The sequence below is a fragment of the Streptomyces sp. AC1-42W genome, assembly GCF_003248355.1.
Lineage (GTDB): Bacteria > Actinomycetota > Actinomycetes > Streptomycetales > Streptomycetaceae > Streptomyces.
Window position 1 is genome coordinate 3,581,563 of sequence record NZ_QKWY01000001.1, and the last position, 16,767, is coordinate 3,598,329.

A 16,767-nucleotide genomic window follows, 5' to 3' on the forward strand; every position below is an offset into this window, starting at 1 on the left:
CCCGTGGTTCGGTTCAAACCCGGTACCGGGCCGGAGCAGCGAAAACGACCGGAATATGCCCCGGAGCGATGGCGTGCGGAGCCCCGGCGGACCCGGCCGCGCCGGCTCCTTCGCACGGCCTCGGCCCCTCTTTGGGCACAGCGGCGCGGTGGGCATTAGGTTGACCCGGAAAGGTCTCGGCAGCGGACTCGTGATGGGGGCGAGCATGACCATGCAAAAGGGAACCAATGTCCCAGTGGCGGCCCAGGCCGTGCGTGTCGAACTGGGGTGGCGCACCGCTCCGGGCGCACCGGACGTGGACGCCTCGGCGCTCCTGCTCCTCGGCTCCGGAAAGGTGCGCAACGACGGGGACTTCGTCTTCTACAACCAGCCGTCCCACACCTCCGGCGCGGTGCGCCACGAGGGCAAGCGCACGGCGGGCGGCACGGCGACCGACACCCTGGCCGTCGATCTGGCGCGGGTGGAGCCGGCCATCGACCGCGTGGTGCTGGCCGCCTCGGCGGACGGCGGCACCTTCGGCCGGGTGAGCGGCCTCTACGTACGCGTCCTGGACGCCGCGGGCGGCGCCGAGATCGCCCGGTTCGACAGCACCGACGCCACCGTGGAGACCGCCTTCATCCTCGGTGAGCTCTACCGGCGCCAGGGCGCCTGGAAGTTCCGCGCGGTCGGCCAGGGCTACGGCTCCGGGCTCGAAGGGCTCGCCACCGACTTCGGGATCTCCGTGGACGAGCCCCAGCAGCCCCAGGCGGCCCCGCAGCCCCACCGGGCCCCGGCCGCCCCGCCGCCCCCGTCCTACCCGCAGCCCCAGCAGCCGACCATCGCCGCGCCGATGGCGCCCCCGATGGCCCCGCCCGTACCGCCCGCCCCTCCGGCACCGCCCGTCACCCAGCCCGTCCGGCTGACCAAGGTGACGCTCACCAAGGAGGCGCCGTCCGTCTCGCTCACCAAGCAGGGCGGCACGTCCGGCGCGATGCGCGTCAACCTCAACTGGGAGGTCCGCAAGCAGTTCAAGGGCTGGGGCAGCAAGCTCGGCCGGGCCGTGGCGAACCACTCCGACCTCGACCTCGACCTGTGCGCCCTGTACGAGCTGACCGACGGCCGCAAGGGCGTCGTCCAGGCCCTCGGCAACGCCTTCGGCGCGCTCCACCAGCCGCCGTTCATCCACCTCGACGGCGACGACCGCACCGGCGCCGTCAGCACCGGCGAGAACCTGACGATCAACCTCGACCACAAGGCACAGCTGCGCCGGGTCCTGATCTTCGTCACCATCTACGAGGGGGCCCGGAGCTTCGCCGACCTGCACGCCACGGTCACCCTCCAGCCGCAGCACGGCGCCCCGATCGACTTCTCGCTCGACGAGTGCACCGTGCCGTCCACGGTCTGCGCGCTCGCGCTCATCACCAACACCGGCAACGACCTCACCGTGCAGCGCGAGGCCCGCTACCTGGTGCCGCAGCGCGGGGTCAGCCCGCAGCGCACCATCGACCACGCCTACGGCTGGGGCATGAACTGGACGCCGGGCCGCAAGTGAGCCCGCGCTGAATCACTGATCCGGTGCGGCCTCGGGACGGGCGTACGTACGCCCCTTCCAGGCCGCACCGCGCCCCCGGTGGTGCCTGACCGCCGAATCGACGGTCATCAGCAGATACAGCAGCGCGGTGAACGGCAGCAGCGGGGCGAGCCACAGCGACTGCCGGTAGTAGCCCAGCGTCGGCATGTACGTCCCCGCCATGACGGCCCACGCGAGCCCCCCGGCCCACGCCGCCGCGGCGTCCCCGCCCAGCACCCCGGCGATCAGCGCGGCCGGCGGGACCAGATAGACCAGCGCGAGCCCGAGCACCGTGCCGAGCAGCACCCACGGACGGTGCCGCAGCTGGGCGTACGCGCTCCGCGCGACCATCAGCCACAGATCACCCAGGCCCGGATAGGGCCGCACACTGTCCACCCGCTCCGCGAGCCCCAGCCAGATCCGGCCGCCCGACCGCCGCACCGCGCGGGCCAGCGACACATCGTCGATCACCGCCTGCCGGATCGAATCCGGCACCCCCGCGCGCACCGCCGCCTCCGTCCGCAGCAGCACACAACCCCCCGCCGCGGCGGCCGTCCGCCCGGTGTTCCGGTTGATCCACCGGAACGGATACAGCTGCGCGAAGAAGTAGACGAAGGCCGGCACCACCAGCCGCTCCCACACACTCGCCACCCGCAGCCGCGCCATCTGCGAGACCAGGTCGAAGCCGCCCGTCTCCGCCGCCGACACCAGCTCCCGCAGACTGTCCGGCTCGTGCGCGATGTCCGCGTCCGTCAGCAGCAGGTACTCCGGCTCCCGCGCCCGGGCCAGCGTCATCCCATGGCGCACGGCCCAGAGCTTGCCCGTCCAGCCGGGCTCCGGCTCGCCGGGCGAGACCACGGTCACCGGCACACCCCCGTACCGCACGGACAGCGCGCGGGCGACGTCCCCCGTGCCGTCCTTGCTGCAGTCGTCGACGAGGAAGATCTCGACGGGCCCCGGATAGTCCTGCGCCAGCAGCGACGGCAGACTCACCGGCAGCATCGCCGCCTCGTCGCGCGCCGGCACCACCACCGCGACCGAGGGCCAGCGCTCCGGGGCCGCCCGGCCCGGCAGCCGCTGGTCGGCGCGCCAGAAGAACCCCTGGCCCAGCAACAGCCACACCCACGCGACAAGCGAACCCACGGCGATCCAGGCAACGGCGCTCATTGGCGGAAGTCTGCACCACTGAGCGGGGACCGCAAGGGCGGTCGACTATGGTGACCGGGTGAAGATCGCACTGATGGACTCCGGAATCGGACTGCTCGCTGCCGCCGCCGCGGTACGCCGGCTGCGACCGGACGCGGATCTGGTGCTCTCCTCCGACCCGGACGGCATGCCCTGGGGCCCCCGCACCCCCGAGGACGTCACCGAGCACGCGCTCGCGGTCGCCCGCGCCGCCGCCGCCCACCGGCCCGACGCGCTGATCGTCGCCTGCAACACCGCCTCCGTGCACGCGCTGGACACCCTGCGCGCCGAGCTGGAGCCCGGCCTGCCCGTCATCGGCACGGTCCCGGCGATCAAGCCCGCCGCCGCGGACGGCGGCTCCGTCGCGATCTGGGCCACCCCGGCCACCACCGGCAGCGCCTACCAGCGCGGGCTGATCCGTGACTTCGCCGGCTCCGCCACCGTCACCGAGGTGCCCTGCCCCGGCCTCGCCGACGCCGTCCAGTACGCCGACGAGGACCGCATCGACAGGGCGGTGGCCGCCGCCGCCGCGCTCACCCCGCCCGACGTACGGGCCGTCGTCCTCGGCTGCACCCACTACGAGCTGCTCGCCGAGCGCATCCACGCCGCCGTCGGCGGCCCCCCGGTCACCCTGTACGGGTCGGCCGGCGCCGTCGCCGCCCAGGCGCTGCGCCGGATCGGTGCCGAACCCGCTCCGTCGGCCGAACCCTCCTCCTCCATCGCGGTCATTCTCAGCGGCCGCGCCGCAGAGCTGCCGCGGGCCGCCCTGGCCTACCCGCAAGGCCGCGGGCTGGCCGCCGTCGACTCCGTGCGCTGACCCCCGGACGGCCCCGCCGACGCGTTCGGGACCGGTCCCGCGCGCCCGTTCTTCAGTACGCTGCTGGGCATGAGGGAGCACCCCGGAGAACCGAAGCACACCGGAACCGGAACCCACTCGCAGGTCTGGGTCGGCCGGGCCACCAACCGCACCCAATGGGTCCTCGCCGCGCTGGGCGCCGCCTGCCTGGCGCTGGGCATCCAGCTCGCCGTCAGCTCCAGCTGGGCCTCCGGCATCGCCCCGCTGCTGATGTCGGTCATCGGCTGCGTGGCGGCCGGGCTGCTCATGCTGTTCGGCACGCTCGCCTTCGTGAACGTCGCGGTCCGGGTGGACGGCGACGCCCTGGAGGTGCGCTGCGGCCACATGGGCCTGCCGCGCCGCCGCATCCTGCTCACCCAGGTGGTCGCCGCCGACTTCGCGCCCCGGGTCACCCCGCGCCAGTGGGGCGGCTGGGGCTACCGCTGGCGCCCGGAGAAGGGCACGGCCGTGGTGGTGCGGCGGGGCGAGGGCCTGGTGCTGCGGCTCGGCGACGGGCGCACGTTCACCATCACGGTGGACGACGCCGAGGCCGGCGTACGGTTCATCCGCGCCCGGCTGCGCCTCCCGTCCACCGGCTATCCGGCAGGCGCCTGACCGCCCGCCCCGATCGGGCGCCGCGCCGACGCCAGCCCGGCCAGCAGCCCCGCCCCCGCCGTCACCGGCGTGAAGCTCAGCGCGTTGCCCACGCTCGCCAGCGCGGCCAGCGCCGTCAGCGCCGCGCCCGCCGACAGGACCACCGCCGTGGGACGCGCCGAGCGGCCCAGTGCGTACAGCAGCCAGCCGAAAGCGGCGCCCAGCAGCACCACCCCCACGACCCCCTGCTCCGCCGCCTGCTGCCACGGTGCCGAGTGCGGTTTCCCGTCCGAGCCGAGGCTCCGGCGCGCGGTCGGACTCAGCTCGTCGAAGCGGCCGGGCCCCACCCCGCGCACCGGGTTGCCCTCCGCCAGCCGGGCCGCGTCCTGCCACAGCTCCACCCGGTTCTGCGTGAGCCGGCCCTCCAGGGTGATCGTCAGCCCCTCGGGCAGCGTCTCCTCCGCCACGGCCCAGGAGACGCCCACCACCAGCCCGGCCGCCAGTGCCAGGCCGGTCAGCCCGAGCCGCCGGTGCCGCGTCCGGTCGGCGGCCAGCGAACACAGCAGCACCCCGAGCGCCGCCGCGAACCCGGCCACCGAGCCCAGCGCCGGCGAGAGACCGACGGCCCCGAGCGCCGGCAGCCGCAGCAGTGCGCGCGGCGGCCCGCGCCGGGCGCCCGCCGCCGCACAGCAGGCGGCCCCGGCGGCGAGCACCAGCAGCGCGGCGGCCGCCCCGCTCTGCCCCGGCGCCCGGTCCGCGGCGGCCGCCGCCCCCGGAATGCCGTGCCGCCAGACGAGGGCCAGGAACAGCGCCGCGACCGCGGCGCCCGCCGCCCCGGCCACCGGCAGCAGCGTCCCGCAGATGCGCCCGCAGGCGAAGCCCGCCGCGACGGCCAGCAGCGCCAGCAGCACCCCCTCCGGCCTGGTCTCCCGGCCCGCCGCGCTGACCAGCGTCCAGATCGCACACGCGGCGAGGATCAGGGCCCCGGCCACATCGGAGGCAGCGCGACCCTCCGGCGCGTCCACCGTGTCCGGGACGCCGTGCCCCCGCCCCGCTGATTCGTTCATCACGTCCGTCCCCCGGCGGTGACCGTCCCGTACGCGAAGGCCGGAACCGGCCCGTCGGCGGGGGACTGGCGCACAGGCTAACCGCCGGACCGGGCATATGGGCGGAAGATGCGGAGAAATGATGCGGTGGGCGGGATTCCGCCATCCCTCCGCCGCCCGGGCGGGACTCCCCGGCGGCCCGCCGGCCACCGTAGACTCCGCCGGGTGAGCACCACCATCGCCCAGGTCGGCGAACCGCAGAGCCCCGCCCCCGCCGCCCGGACGGGCGGTCTGCCGAAGCGCCTCGTACGGCCTGCGGCCGCCGTCCTCGCCGGGGCGATGCTGTATCTCAGCTTCCCGCCCCGGCCCCTGTGGTGGCTGGTTCTGCCCGGCTTCGCGCTGCTCGGCTGGGTGCTGTACGAGCGCCGGGCGCGCGCCGCCTTCGGGCTCGGGCTGCTCGCCGGACTCGGCTTCATGCTGCCCCTGCTGCACTGGACCGGCGAGGAGGTCGGCCCGGTGCCGTGGCTGGCCCTCGCCGCCGCCGAGGCGCTGTTCGTCGCGGTCGGCTGCATCGGCATCTCCGCCGTCTCCCGCCTCCCCGGCGGACCGCTGTGGGCGGCCGCCGTCTGGACCCTGGACGAGGCGGTCCGCGCACGGGTGCCGTTCGGCGGCTTCCCCTGGGGCAAGATCGCCTTCGGCCAGGCGGACGGGATCTTCCTGCCGCTCGCCGCGCTCGGCGGCACCCCGCTGCTCTCCTTCGCCGTGGTCCTCTGCGGTTTCGGCCTGTTCGAGGCGGTCCGCCGCGTCGTCCTGCGCCGCACCACCGGCGAACTGCGCCGCACGGCCGCGGCCGTCGCGGCGGCGGCCGTGCTCGTCCCGGTGGCCGGGGCGCTCGCGGCGCTGCCGCTCGTCGACGACGCGGCCGAGGACGGCACGGCGACCGTCGCCGCCATCCAGGGCAACGTGCCCCGCCTCGGACTCGACTTCAACGCCCAGCGCCGCGCCGTCCTGGACAACCACGCGAAGCGCACGGAACAGCTCGCCCGCGAGGTGAAGGCCGGAAAGGTCCCGCAGCCGGACTTCGTCCTGTGGCCGGAGAACTCCTCCGACCTGGACCCGTACCGCAACCCGGACGCGCGGGCCGTCATCGACGACGCGGTGCGGGCGATCGGCGTGCCGACCGTCGTCGGCGCGGTCGTCGAACCCGAATCGGGGCCCCTGCGCAACACCCTCATCCAGTGGGAGCCGGACAAGGGCCCGGTGGACACGTACGACAAGCGCCACATCCAGCCGTTCGGCGAGTACATGCCGATGCGCTCCTTCGTCCGCCTCTTCAGCTCCGACGTGGACCGCGTGCGGCGCGACTTCGGGCCGGGGGAGAAGGTCGGCGTCTTCGACCTCGCGGGCACCTACACCGGGCTCGTCACCTGTTACGAGGCCGCGTTCGACGACGCCGTGCGCGACACGGTCGAACACGGCGCCCAGCTCATCGCCGTACCCAGCAACAACGCCACCTTCGGCCGCAGCGAGATGACCTACCAGCAGCTCGCCATGTCCCGGGTGCGCGCCGTCGAGCACAGCCGGTCCGTCGTCGTCCCCGTCACCAGCGGCGTCAGCGCGGTGATCCGCCCGGACGGCACGGTGGTGGAGAAGACGAAGATGTTCACCCCGGACGCCCTGGTGGACGAGGTGCCGCTGCGGTCCTCGCTGACCCCCGCGACCCGGATGGGCCCGCTGCCCGAGGGCGTGCTGGTGCTCCTCGCGCTCGGCGCGTTCGGCTGGGCGGGCGCGCGGGCGGTGCGCGCCCGGCGCGTCGGCTGACCGGGTGGCCCGCCGCGTAGGGTCGGACCCATGGCCATTCCTGACTTCATCCGAGAGATCCGCGCCACCGCCGGGCAGCAGCTCCTGCTGCTGCCCGGTGTCACCGCCGTCGTCTTCGACGACGAGGGCCGAGTCCTCCTGGGCCGGCGGGCCGACACCGGCGAGTGGTCCGTGATCGGCGGCATCTGCGAGCCGGGCGAGCAGCCCGCGACGACGGCGGAGCGCGAGGTGTACGAGGAGACCGCCGTGCGCTGCGTGGCGGAGCGCGTCGTGCTCACCCAGGCGCTGCCGCCCGTGCGCTACGAGAACGGCGACCGCTGCCAGTTCCTCGACGTCACCTTCCGCTGCCGCGCCACCGGGGGCACGGCCCGGGTCAACGACGACGAGTCCCTCGACGTGGGCTGGTTCGCCGTGGACGCGCTGCCGGATCTGGCGGACTTCGCGCTGCTGCGGATCAAGCAGGCACTGACCGACGGACCCACCTGGTTCGAGCCCACCGTCCCGCAGTAGAGCGGAACGATTGCCTCCGCAGGCGTGCGGTACCCCGCCCTGGTGCCGTCGTCGCAGGTGAGGAAACATGGGGCCCGCGCGGCACGGAGAACGAACGTCCGTGCCGACCGTGCGCGAGGTGAAGAGGGCCGATGACTGACGGGCGGGACAGCCGGATGCCGGTGGACGGAATCGACACGAGTACACCGCACTCGGCGCGGGTGTGGAACTACTGGCTGGGCGGCAAGGACAATTACGAGGTGGACCGCCGACTCGGGGCCACGATGGAGGAGTTGTATCCGCAGATCATCGACATAGCGCGCGCCTCACGGGCGTTCCAGGCGCGGGCGGTGCGCTATCTGGCCGGTGAGGCGGGGATACGGCAGTTCCTGGACCTCGGCACCGGACTGCCCACCGCCAACTCCACGCACGAGGTCGCCCAGGGCGTCGACCCCACCTCGCGCATCGTGTACGTGGACAACGACCCGATCGTCCTGGCCCACGCCCGCGCCCTGCTGACGAGCCGCCCCGAAGGGGCGACGGACTATGTGCACGCGGATCTGAGGGACTCCGGAACCGTGCTGCGCGAGGCCGCCCGCACGCTCGACCTCGACCGTCCGGTGGCCGTCATGGTGCTCTCGACGCTCGGACACGTGGCGGACTCGGACGAGGCGGCGGCGCTGCTCCGGAGCTACCTGGACGCCCTGCCGGCGGGCAGCCATCTGATGCTCTGCGACACCATCGAGACCCCGGAGACGCGGGCCGGCTCCGACGAGTACGCCGACGGCGGCGCCATGCCGTACATCTCGCGCCCCAAGGAGGTCGTCGCCACCTTCGCGGACGGGCTCGAACTGGTGGAGCCGGGCTTCGGCTCGATCAGCCTGTGGCGTCCGGAGGGGCCGGTCGAGGGCGACCCGGTCGACCAGTGGGGCTTCGTCGCCGCCAAGCGATAGCCCGTACGGGATCTCGCGGGGCCTCAAGGGATCATGGGACCGGGGATTCGGCGAACGCCGGCGGGCCGGGCGGCCCATACCGCCTCAGCCCGTCGGCGCCGTCGCATCCGGTGAGGGAGGCGCGGAGAACGCGTAGCGCACCGGTCGGCGCACCTCGGTATCGGTGCTGTCGATGCGCGCCTCCACCCAGCCGATCAGCTCCACGGGCAGTTCGGGGGCCCGCGTATCCGCACGGGGGTGGTCAGGTCCGACCGGGGCATGGGGCGCGTCGCCGGAGCGGACGCGGCCGGCGAGGCGATGACGGCAGGTGGGGCGGTGGGCGTGGCAGGTTCCGAGGAGCAGTGGCCCGCCCGCAGCACTCTCCGGGGGATGAAGCAGACCATGAACGCGGCGAACAGGTGAACCATCACGAGAGCCACCCGCTGAGGCGGCACTTCCTCGTCGTCCTCCGGCTCCGGCGGTGCGGTTTCGTCCTCGGGCTCCGACGGCGGAGGCGCGTCCTGCGGTCCCGGACGGTCTTCCCATCCCTCGGGCACCGCGTCCTCCGGCTCCGGCCCCGGACGGTTCTTCCATCCGTCGGGCACCGCGTCCTCCGGCTCCGGCCCCGACCGGTCCTCCCAGCCCTTCGGCACCGCGTCCTGCGGCTCGTCCCCGACCGTCATCCGCACCCCTCCGGCATTCCGCGCGATCACCCGGCATGAAGGGGGATGCCCGTACGCCCGCCCGCAGTTCCCGGCACGAGAGGAACGCGCGGGGGAACGCGCGAATGAGTACGGCGACTCAGGCGTGCGGGCGGGGCCCACCGCGACGATGGGGCATCGTCCCGAACGAATCCGGAGAACCCCATGCTCAGCCGCCGCGCCGGCCAACTCGTCCCCGCCTTCGGGCGGCTGACGCTCACCACCGACCCGGAGGCCGCTCTTCCGCCGGCCGGGATCATCGCCGCCAACCACACCTCGCTCGCGGACCCGGCGATCGTGCTGGCCGCGCTCCGCCTCCTCGGCGCCCGTCCCGTCGTCATGGCGGCGGCCGGGCTGTGGCGGGTGCCCGTGCTGGGCCGGGCGCTCGCCCGCGAAGGCCATATCCCCGTCCACCGCGGCGACCCCCGCGCCGGCCGGTCCGTCGAACTCGCCCAGCGGGCGCTGGAACAGGGCCGGCACATCCTCATCTACGCCGAGGGCGGACTGCCGCCGCGCGACGACGCCGCCGAGGCCGCGCCCGGCGCCTTCCAGCGGGGGCTGGCCCGGCTCGCGCACCGCACCGGGGCACCGGTCGTCCCGGTCGGGCAGGCCGGTGCCCGGCGCATCACCTCCGGCTCACCGGTCAAGCAGCTCGCGGGACTGGCCACCGCCCCGCTGCGGCGGCCCCGCCTCCACGTCCACGTCGGCGCGCCGCTCGTCCTGGACGGCGACGGACCGGAGGCGACCGCGCGGGCCCGGCTCGCCGTCACCGCGGCCTGGCGCACCGCCGCCGCCCGGCTCGGGGAGCCCGCCGCCCTGGCGGCCTGAACCCCGAACCGGGGAGCGCGGGGAGCGGGTTCAGAGCTCGGCGCCCACCGCGCTCAGGAAGGTGCGGAACTTGGCGGCGGTCTCCGCCGTCTCGGCCTCCGGCTCGGACGCGGCGACGATGCCCGCGCCCGCGTAGAGGCGCAGGGTGCGCTCCTCCGCCTCGGCGCAGCGGATCGTGACCACCCATTCCCCGTCGCCGCTCGCGTCGCCCCAGCCGACCATGCCGGTGAAGTAGCCGCGGTCGAACGGCTCGGTCTCCGCCAGCACCTGCCGGGCCCGGTCCGTCGGGGTGCCGCACACCGCGGGCGTGGGGTGCAGGGCGCAGGCCAGGGTGAGCGCCGAGACGGCCGGGTCGGTGAGCGTGCCGGTGACCGTGGTGGACAGGTGCCACATGGTGGCGGTACGGGTCAGGGTCGGCCGGGGCGGCACGGTCATGCCGGAGCAGTACGGCGCGAGCGCCTGGTGCACGGCGTCCACCACGACGGCGTGCTCGTGGAGGTCCTTCGCCGACTCCAGGAGCGCGGCGGCCCGGCGCACGTCCTCGGCGAGGTCGTCGCTGCGCGGTGTGGAACCGGCCAGCGGGTTGGCGACGACCCGGCGGCCCCGGCGGGAGACGAGGAGTTCGGGGCTGGCGCCGATCAGGGTGCGGCCGGGGCCGGTGGGGAGCGCGAAGGTGTGGCCGGAGGGGTCGCGGCGGGCCAGCCGCTGGAGCATGGCCGGCACGTCCAGCGGTGCGGGGGAGGTGAGTTCGAGGGTGCGGGCCAGGACGACCTTGCTGAACTCGCCGCGCCACATCCGGGCCACCGCCGAGGCGACGCCCGCCGCGTAGACGTCCGGCTCCGGCACCGGGCGGATGCCCCAGTCGGGGGAGGCCGCCGGCGACGAGGGCAGTGCGATGAGCGGGTCGCAGGAGAGCGGCGGGGCGGTGCGCAGCCTCTCGGGCACACTCAGCGCGGCCGGGGCGGTGTGGTCGAACGGGATCGCGCCCAGTACCACCGGTGCGTCCTGCCCGGCGTCGGCCGCTTCGGCCAGGGCGGCCGTCACCCGCTGGTCCACCGGCCGGGCGCCGTGCGGCACTTGGCGCGCGGGGCCGTCGGCCAGCAGGGTGCGCCCCGGTGTGGCGAGGAAGCGCGCGCCGGGTGCGTAGGCGTCCAGGAGGGAGGTGGCGGCCCCGGTGGCCGGGTGGGCCGTGGGTATGTGCGTGGCGGCTCGGGATGCCGGCGACACGAGGACTCCGATCTCGATGGCCCCGTCCTGCGGAGCCAGGGATGAAGGTGCGGGGGAGGAGCTGTGCCGGGCCGTGCGGCGGTACGCCTGCCGCGGGTCTTCACCCGGAGCAGCCCCTACGGTAGGTTAGGTGAGGGTAACCTAAGTTCGCCTGTTCGTGCAGAGGATGGCGTGAAGCGTGCGGTGGAGTCCGGTACGCGAACTGCGCACTCCGGCCGCCCGGTTGGTGGGCGGGGTGCCCGTGTCGTACCTGTCGATGTTAGGTTAGCCTCGCCTTGTCTTGAGGGGGACTGTGTGGGCGTGGAATCAGGGGGAGGCCGATGCGCCCCATGGCGGGCGACGCCGCGCGCGCCGCGCTGCGCCGCGTCCGTGATCTCCCGCCGCGCGCCCCGGTTCCCCGGCGGGCCCGCCGGCGCCTCCGCCGCCCCCGTATCCCGCGAACAGTCCCGCTCGGGGCGCCCGTTCGCTTATCGGACCGCTCGCCGGGCCCCGTAGAACCGCCGCTTCGGCTGCCTGCCGGCGGCCCACCCCCGAAGGAGTACCCCGATGAGTCCGACCTTGTCGCCCGACCGTGTCAGGGCCGACATCGCCGAACTGCTGGGCTGTGAGCCCGGCGAGATCGCGTCCGACGACAATCTGGTCGACCTCGGGCTCGACTCGATGCGGATCATGACTCTGGTCGAGCGCTGGCGTGCGGCGGGGGCGACCACGCTGGAGTTCCCCGACCTCTTCGAGCAGCCCGAACTCGCCCACTGGCAGACGCTGCTGGCGGGTGAGGGCGCATGAGTCGGATCGACCACCGCGACCGCCATCTGGCCCGGATCGCCGAGGTGCGCGAGGGGCGGCACGCCGAGAAGGTCGGCTACCCGATCGGCATCCGGGAGGCCGAGGTCGTACGCACGGCCCCCGTCGGCGCCGGGCTGCTGCGCGTGACGCTGGGCGGACCCGGAACCGAGGGGTTCGAGGCCCACGCGCCCGACGAGCACGTGAAACTGATCTTCCGGGAGCCGGACGGCACCCTGCGGCTGCCCGAGCGCAACGGGTCGATGCTGCGCTGGCCCCGGCCGGTGCCCACCTCCCGCGAGTACACCGTGCGCCGCTACGACCCCGCCACCGGCGAGATCGACATCGACGTCGCCGTGCACGAGGGCGGACTCGCCTCGGACTGGGCCGGCAAGGCGCAGCCGGGCGACACCATCCATGTCGCGGGCCCGCCCGGCGGACTGATCGTGCCCCACACCTACGACCGCTATCTGCTCGTCGGCGACCTCACCGCCCTGCCCGCCGTCGCGCGGTGGCTGGAGGAGCTGCCCCGGACGGCCAGGGGCTGGGCCTTCGTCGAGGTCGCGGGCGCCCGCGAGCAGATCGAACTGGACGCGCCCGAGGGCTTCGAGGTGCGCTGGCTGCACCGGGGCGAGCGGCCCGCCGGCTCCGGCGACGCGCTGGTCCGCGCCGTGACCGCGGTGACCGTGCCCGAGGGGGAGCGGGCCTACGTCTGGGTCGCCGGCGAGGCCGGGCAGATCAAGCCGCTGCGCCGCTGGGTCCGGGACGAACTGCGCCTGGACAAGGCGGACTACGACATCACCGGCTACTGGAAGCGCGGCGTCGCGGACTTCGACGAGGACGACCACGACCACGGGCATGACCACGAGCACGGGCACGACCACTGAACGACCGGCCGGACCGGGGCCCCGCCACCCCGAGTTGTCCTGCCGAAAGGCCATCAACTAAGGTGAGCCTTACCTAAGTAGCAAGGAGCTTCGGAATGTCCATACGCAGATCGTCCGGCCTGGTCGGCGTCGTCGCGCTGGCCCTCGCACTGACCGGATGCGGGTCGTCCTCCGACGGCGGATCGGACTCCGCCCCGGAGAAGAGCAAGACCCGGGTGTTCACCGCGGACAACGGCAAGATCAAGATCCCGGCGAACCCCAAGCGTGTGGTGGCCACCGGCTACGCCGTGCCCGCGCTCATCCAGGCCGACGCACCCCTGGTCGGCATCTCGTCGTGGAAGCGCGGCGAACCGATGATGAACAAGGAGGACCTGGCCACCTACAAGAAGCTCACCAAGGTGGCGGGCGAGCAGGCGGCCGAGACCAACTACGAGGCCGTCGCCGAGGCCGAACCCGACCTGATCGTCATCGGCGTGCCGGCCCCCGTGCTCGGCGACATCGACATGAAGCGGCTCGAATCCATCGCCCCCGTCGTCGCGATCGGCCCCAGCGTGCCGTCCGCCTGGCGCGACCTCTCCCGCAAGCAGGCCGACGCCGCCGGCGCGCTGGAGCAGTTCGACGCCCAGAAGAAGGCGTACGACACCAAGGCCGCCGAGCTGGCCGACAAGTACAAGGACGTCCTGCCGAAGCTCAAGTTCGGCCACGTCGGAGCGTACGGCGACACCGCCAAGGGCACCTTCCAGCGCGAGTTCAACGGCTCCTGGGGCACCAACATCGCCGAGGACCTGGGCATCACCTACTACGGCAAGGTCAAGGAGCCCGGACCGGGCTCCCGCGCGGTCAGCGAGTACCCCTCCATCGAGGAGCTTCCCGAGGCCTTCGGCGAGGCCGACGTCCTGACGTACTCGGTCAACGCCGACGGCAGCGTCTCGGAGTCCGTCAAGTACGTCCTGGACTCCAAGCTCTGGAAGAACCTGCCCGCCGTCAAGGCCGGCAAGGTCTTCCCGTACCGCTACACCGAGGCCGCCACCTACGGCGAGGCCCTGCTGACCCTGGACGCGATCGACAAGTCGCTCGCTCCGCTGCTGAACCGGTGACCGTCGCGGGCCGCGCGTCCGAGACGGCGGGAACCCGGCGGGCCGTCTCCCGGACCGCCTTCCTCGCCGGCGGACTGGTGCTGCTGGCCGTACTCGCCGTCCTCAGCATGGGCGTCGGGGCCCGCCACGTCGCCCCCGGCGAGGTCGTACGCGCGCTGTTCGACTACGCGGGCACCGACGACCACGTCGTCGTACGGGACGTACGCGCACCGCGCGCGCTGCTCGCCGTCGCCGTGGGCGCCGCGCTGGCCGTGGCCGGCGCGCTGATCCAGACGCTCGCCCGCAACCCGCTGGCCGAGCCCGGCATCCTCGGGGTCACCGCGGGTGCCGGGTTCGCCGTCACCATCGGGTCCGCGATCGGTCTGGCCTCCGGCCAGACCGGCCAGCTCGGCTTCGCCGTCATCGGCTCCGCGATCGCGGCGCTGCTGGTCGCCGCGGTCGGCCGGAGCTCGCCCCTGCGCCTGGTCCTCACCGGAGTGGCGCTGACCGCCGTGCTCAGCGGCGTCTCACTCGGGCTGCGCCTCATGCTCCCCGACACCTTCGACGTCTACCGCTTCTGGTCCGTCGGCACCCTCGCCGGGCGCGAACAGGCCCCGCTGGAATGGCCGCTGACCGCGATCGCGGTCTCGCTGGCCGGCGCGCTGCTGCTGAGCCGGGCCCTCAACGCCCTCACCCTCGGCGACAACGTGGCGCACACCCTGGGTGCCCACGTCGGCCGGGTCCGGGTCGTCACCCTCGTCCTCATCACCGTGCTCAGCGGCGCGGCGACGGCCGTGGCCGGGCCCATCCTCTTCGTCGGACTGATCGTGCCCCACCTCGTACGCAAACCCGCCGCCGGCTCCGTACCCTGGCTGATCCTCTACACCATGGTGCTCGGGCCCGTCCTGCTGCTGGTGGCCGACATCGCCTCCCGCGTCCTGCTGCCCACCGGCGAGGTCCCCGTGGCCATCGTCACCGCGTTCCTCGGCGGCCCCATGCTGATCTGGGCGGTCCGCCGCCACGGGGCGGGGGAGCTGTGAACCTGCTCGGACTGCGCGCCGAACGCCGTACGGTGGCGCTCGTCGCCGTACTGCTCGCCCTGATCCTCGGCCTCGGCCTGCTGGGCCTCTGCTACGGGGCGTCATGGTCGTCCCCCGCACGGGTGTTCGCCGTCCTCACCGGTACGGAGCACTCCGTGGTGATCCGGGACTGGCGGCTGCCGCGCGTACTGGCCGGTCTCGTCTTCGGCGCCGCGCTCGGCGTCGCCGGGGCCGTCTTCCAGAACCTCACCCGCAACCCCATGGGCAGCCCCGACGTCATCGGCCTCGACGCCGGCGCCTACACCGGCGCCCTGGTCGCCATCACCGTACTGTCGGGCACCTCCGCACAGCTCGCGATCGGCTCCGTGGCCGGCGGGCTCGTCGTCGCCGCCGCCATCTACCTGCTCTCGCTCGAACACGGCTTCTCCGGGCTGCGGCTCGTGGTCATCGGCATCGCCGTCAACGCCATGGTCACCGCGATCAACTCCTGGATCGTGCTCCGCGCCGAACTGGAGGTGGCGATCGCCGCCGTCGGCTGGAGCGCCGGCTCGCTCAACGGCGTCGGCTGGGAGGATCTGGGCATCCCCTTCACCGTCATCGCCGTACTGCTGCTCCTGATGACCACCCGCGCCCACGCCATGCACCAGGCGGCACTCGGCGACCCGATCGCCGTCACCACCGGAGTCGGACTCGACCGGCTGCGGCTGCTGATGGTCCTCGTCGGCGTCGGCTGCACCGCCACCGTCACCGCCGTGGCCGGGCCCATCGCGTTCATCGCGCTGGCCGCCCCGCAGATCGGCCGCCGGCTCGCGGGTGCCGCCGGCATCCCCCTGCTCCCCGCCGCGCTGACCGGAGCCGTCCTGCTCCAGGGCGCGGACCTGCTGGCCCAGATGCTGCTCGCGCCCGTCGCCCTGCCCGTGGGCGTCGTGAGCACCGCGATCGGCGGCTGCTACCTGATCTGGCTGCTGACCAAGGAGGTGAGGCGCGCGTGACCGCACGCCTGACTGCGCGGGACATCACCCTGCGCTACGGAGACCGGGTCGTGTCCACGCGGCTCACCCTCGACATACCCGACGGCGCGTTCACCGCCGTCGTCGGCCCCAACGCCTGCGGGAAGTCCACCCTCCTCAGCGCGCTGGTCCGGCTGCTGAAACCGCACTCCGGACACGTCGAGTTCGACGGCCGCGAGGTCGGCGCCTTCGGCACCAAGGCGCTGGCCAAACACCTCGGCTTCCTGCCGCAGGACCCCACCGCGCCCGAGGACATCAAGGTCCGCCGGCTCGTGGCCCGCGGCCGCTTCCCGCACCAGTCGCTGCTGGCCCTGTGGTCGGACGGCGACCAGGCGGCCGTCGACGGGGCGCTGGCCGCGGCCGGCGTCGCCGACCTCGCCGACCGGTTCGTACGGGAACTCTCCGGCGGCCAGCGGCAACGGGTCTGGATGGCCATGGTGCTCGCCCAGGAGACGCCCTACCTGCTGCTCGACGAACCCACCTCGTTCCTCGACATCACCCACCAGTACCAACTGCTCGGCCTGCTCGCCCGGCTGCGCAACGAGGGCCGCACCGTCGTCGCCGTCCTGCACGACATCAACCAGGCATGCCGCTTCGCCGACCACCTGATCGCCATGAAGGCCGGTTCCGTGGTCGCCGAGGGCGACCCCGCGGACATCGTGGACGCCACGCTGATCAAGGACGTGTTCGACCTGCCCAGCGTCGTCGTCCCGGACCCCGTGACCGGAACTCCGATGGTCGTCCCCACCCTGCAAGGAGAGTAA

General features: G+C 73.9%; 17 protein-coding genes. 13 read left to right on the forward strand and 4 right to left on the reverse strand.

The window, feature by feature from the left end; translation table 11 throughout:
• Positions 1-193 precede the first annotated feature (193 nt).
• The gene (locus tag DNK56_RS16430; RefSeq protein WP_111334734.1) at positions 194-1,531 is read left to right on the forward strand and encodes a TerD family protein; all 1,338 of its coding nucleotides are present in this window, start codon (positions 194-196) and stop codon (positions 1,529-1,531) included.
• A gap of 12 nt (positions 1,532-1,543) precedes the next feature.
• Here the strand turns inward: DNK56_RS16430 and DNK56_RS16435 are convergent, their stop codons facing one another.
• A complete protein-coding gene (locus DNK56_RS16435) occupies positions 1,544-2,716 on the reverse strand; it encodes a glycosyltransferase (RefSeq protein ID WP_111334736.1) in 1,173 nt (390 codons plus the stop codon).
• A gap of 58 nt (positions 2,717-2,774) precedes the next feature.
• Here DNK56_RS16435 and DNK56_RS16440 point away from each other — a divergent pair, with 58 nt between their 5' ends.
• Both DNK56_RS16440 and DNK56_RS16445 read left to right on the forward strand, forming a co-directional pair.
• The gene (locus tag DNK56_RS16440) at positions 2,775-3,551 is read left to right on the forward strand and encodes a glutamate racemase (RefSeq protein WP_111334739.1); all 777 of its coding nucleotides are present in this window, start codon (positions 2,775-2,777) and stop codon (positions 3,549-3,551) included.
• A gap of 69 nt (positions 3,552-3,620) precedes the next feature.
• Positions 3,621-4,184 (forward strand): hypothetical protein, encoded by a 564-nt coding sequence (locus DNK56_RS16445; protein ID WP_111334742.1) that lies wholly within the window; start codon positions 3,621-3,623, stop codon positions 4,182-4,184.
• On the opposite strand, the gene DNK56_RS16450 is transcribed toward DNK56_RS16445, so the two are convergent.
• Complete coding sequence (locus DNK56_RS16450) at positions 4,166-5,230, reverse strand: O-antigen ligase family protein (RefSeq protein WP_111334744.1); 1,065 nt, start codon at positions 5,228-5,230, stop codon at positions 4,166-4,168. The genes DNK56_RS16445 and DNK56_RS16450 overlap by 19 nt on opposite strands.
• A 204-nt stretch (positions 5,231-5,434) precedes the next feature.
• Here DNK56_RS16450 and lnt point away from each other — a divergent pair, with 204 nt between their 5' ends.
• From lnt to DNK56_RS16465, 3 genes are all read left to right on the forward strand, one after another.
• Positions 5,435-7,030 carry an apolipoprotein N-acyltransferase gene (lnt, locus tag DNK56_RS16455; protein WP_111334747.1) on the forward strand — a complete coding sequence of 532 codons (1,596 nt, stop codon included), beginning with the start codon at positions 5,435-5,437 and terminating at the stop codon, positions 7,028-7,030.
• 30 nt (positions 7,031-7,060) lie between these two features.
• A complete protein-coding gene (locus DNK56_RS16460; RefSeq protein WP_111334749.1) occupies positions 7,061-7,540 on the forward strand; it encodes an NUDIX hydrolase in 480 nt (159 codons plus the stop codon).
• A gap of 131 nt (positions 7,541-7,671) precedes the next feature.
• Positions 7,672-8,472: an SAM-dependent methyltransferase gene (locus tag DNK56_RS16465; protein WP_111334751.1), complete on the forward strand. Its 801-nt coding sequence runs from the start codon at positions 7,672-7,674 to the stop codon at positions 8,470-8,472.
• 194 nt (positions 8,473-8,666) lie between these two features.
• Here DNK56_RS16465 and DNK56_RS16470 read toward each other — a convergent pair whose 3' ends face one another.
• Entirely contained in the window at positions 8,667-9,134 is a 468-nt protein-coding gene (locus DNK56_RS16470) for a hypothetical protein (protein ID WP_111334753.1), read from the reverse strand.
• 183 nt (positions 9,135-9,317) lie between these two features.
• On the opposite strand from DNK56_RS16470, the gene DNK56_RS16475 reads away from it, so the two are divergent.
• Positions 9,318-9,980, forward strand: coding sequence for a lysophospholipid acyltransferase family protein (locus DNK56_RS16475; protein WP_111334756.1), 663 nt, complete (start codon positions 9,318-9,320; stop codon positions 9,978-9,980).
• Positions 9,981-10,010: 30 nt separating this feature from the next.
• Here DNK56_RS16475 and dhbC read toward each other — a convergent pair whose 3' ends face one another.
• Complete coding sequence (dhbC, locus tag DNK56_RS16480) at positions 10,011-11,207, reverse strand: isochorismate synthase DhbC (RefSeq protein WP_111334759.1); 1,197 nt, start codon at positions 11,205-11,207, stop codon at positions 10,011-10,013.
• Positions 11,208-11,753: 546 nt separating this feature from the next.
• Here dhbC and DNK56_RS16485 point away from each other — a divergent pair.
• The 6 genes from DNK56_RS16485 to DNK56_RS16510 all read left to right on the forward strand — a co-directional run bounded on the left by DNK56_RS16485 (position 11,754) and on the right by DNK56_RS16510 (position 16,767).
• Complete coding sequence (locus DNK56_RS16485; protein WP_111334762.1) at positions 11,754-11,993, forward strand: phosphopantetheine-binding protein; 240 nt, start codon at positions 11,754-11,756, stop codon at positions 11,991-11,993.
• Complete coding sequence (locus DNK56_RS16490; protein WP_111334765.1) at positions 11,990-12,877, forward strand: siderophore-interacting protein; 888 nt, start codon at positions 11,990-11,992, stop codon at positions 12,875-12,877. Before DNK56_RS16485 ends, DNK56_RS16490 begins: the two co-directional genes overlap by 4 nt.
• A gap of 95 nt (positions 12,878-12,972) precedes the next feature.
• Positions 12,973-13,974 (forward strand): ABC transporter substrate-binding protein, encoded by a 1,002-nt coding sequence (locus DNK56_RS16495; protein WP_111334767.1) that lies wholly within the window; start codon positions 12,973-12,975, stop codon positions 13,972-13,974.
• Positions 13,971-14,993 carry a FecCD family ABC transporter permease gene (locus DNK56_RS16500; RefSeq protein WP_111334769.1) on the forward strand — a complete coding sequence of 341 codons (1,023 nt, stop codon included), beginning with the start codon at positions 13,971-13,973 and terminating at the stop codon, positions 14,991-14,993. The genes DNK56_RS16495 and DNK56_RS16500 overlap by 4 nt, the downstream gene beginning before the upstream one ends.
• Positions 14,990-15,985, forward strand: a complete 996-nt coding sequence (locus DNK56_RS16505; RefSeq protein WP_111334771.1) for a FecCD family ABC transporter permease — start codon at positions 14,990-14,992, stop codon at positions 15,983-15,985. The genes DNK56_RS16500 and DNK56_RS16505 overlap by 4 nt, the downstream gene beginning before the upstream one ends.
• Positions 15,982-16,767, forward strand: a complete 786-nt coding sequence (locus tag DNK56_RS16510; RefSeq protein ID WP_111334774.1) for an ABC transporter ATP-binding protein — start codon at positions 15,982-15,984, stop codon at positions 16,765-16,767. The genes DNK56_RS16505 and DNK56_RS16510 overlap by 4 nt, the downstream gene beginning before the upstream one ends.

Coding starts and splice junctions, on each gene's coding strand:
- DNK56_RS16435 (WP_111334736.1), bottom strand. CDS start 2,716: ATGAGCGCCGTTGCCTGGATCGCCGTGGGTTCGCTTGTCGCGTGGGTG.
- DNK56_RS16495 (WP_111334767.1), top strand. CDS start 12,973: ATGTCCATACGCAGATCGTCCGGCCTGGTCGGCGTCGTCGCGCTGGCC.
- DNK56_RS16430 (WP_111334734.1), top strand. CDS start 194: ATGGGGGCGAGCATGACCATGCAAAAGGGAACCAATGTCCCAGTGGCG.
- DNK56_RS16465 (WP_111334751.1), top strand. CDS start 7,672: ATGACTGACGGGCGGGACAGCCGGATGCCGGTGGACGGAATCGACACG.
- DNK56_RS16445 (WP_111334742.1), top strand. CDS start 3,621: ATGAGGGAGCACCCCGGAGAACCGAAGCACACCGGAACCGGAACCCAC.
- DNK56_RS16475 (WP_111334756.1), top strand. CDS start 9,318: ATGCTCAGCCGCCGCGCCGGCCAACTCGTCCCCGCCTTCGGGCGGCTG.
- DNK56_RS16450 (WP_111334744.1), bottom strand. CDS start 5,230: ATGAACGAATCAGCGGGGCGGGGGCACGGCGTCCCGGACACGGTGGAC.
- DNK56_RS16485 (WP_111334762.1), top strand. CDS start 11,754: ATGAGTCCGACCTTGTCGCCCGACCGTGTCAGGGCCGACATCGCCGAA.
- DNK56_RS16490 (WP_111334765.1), top strand. CDS start 11,990: ATGAGTCGGATCGACCACCGCGACCGCCATCTGGCCCGGATCGCCGAG.
- DNK56_RS16460 (WP_111334749.1), top strand. CDS start 7,061: ATGGCCATTCCTGACTTCATCCGAGAGATCCGCGCCACCGCCGGGCAG.
- DNK56_RS16470 (WP_111334753.1), bottom strand. CDS start 9,134: ATGACGGTCGGGGACGAGCCGCAGGACGCGGTGCCGAAGGGCTGGGAG.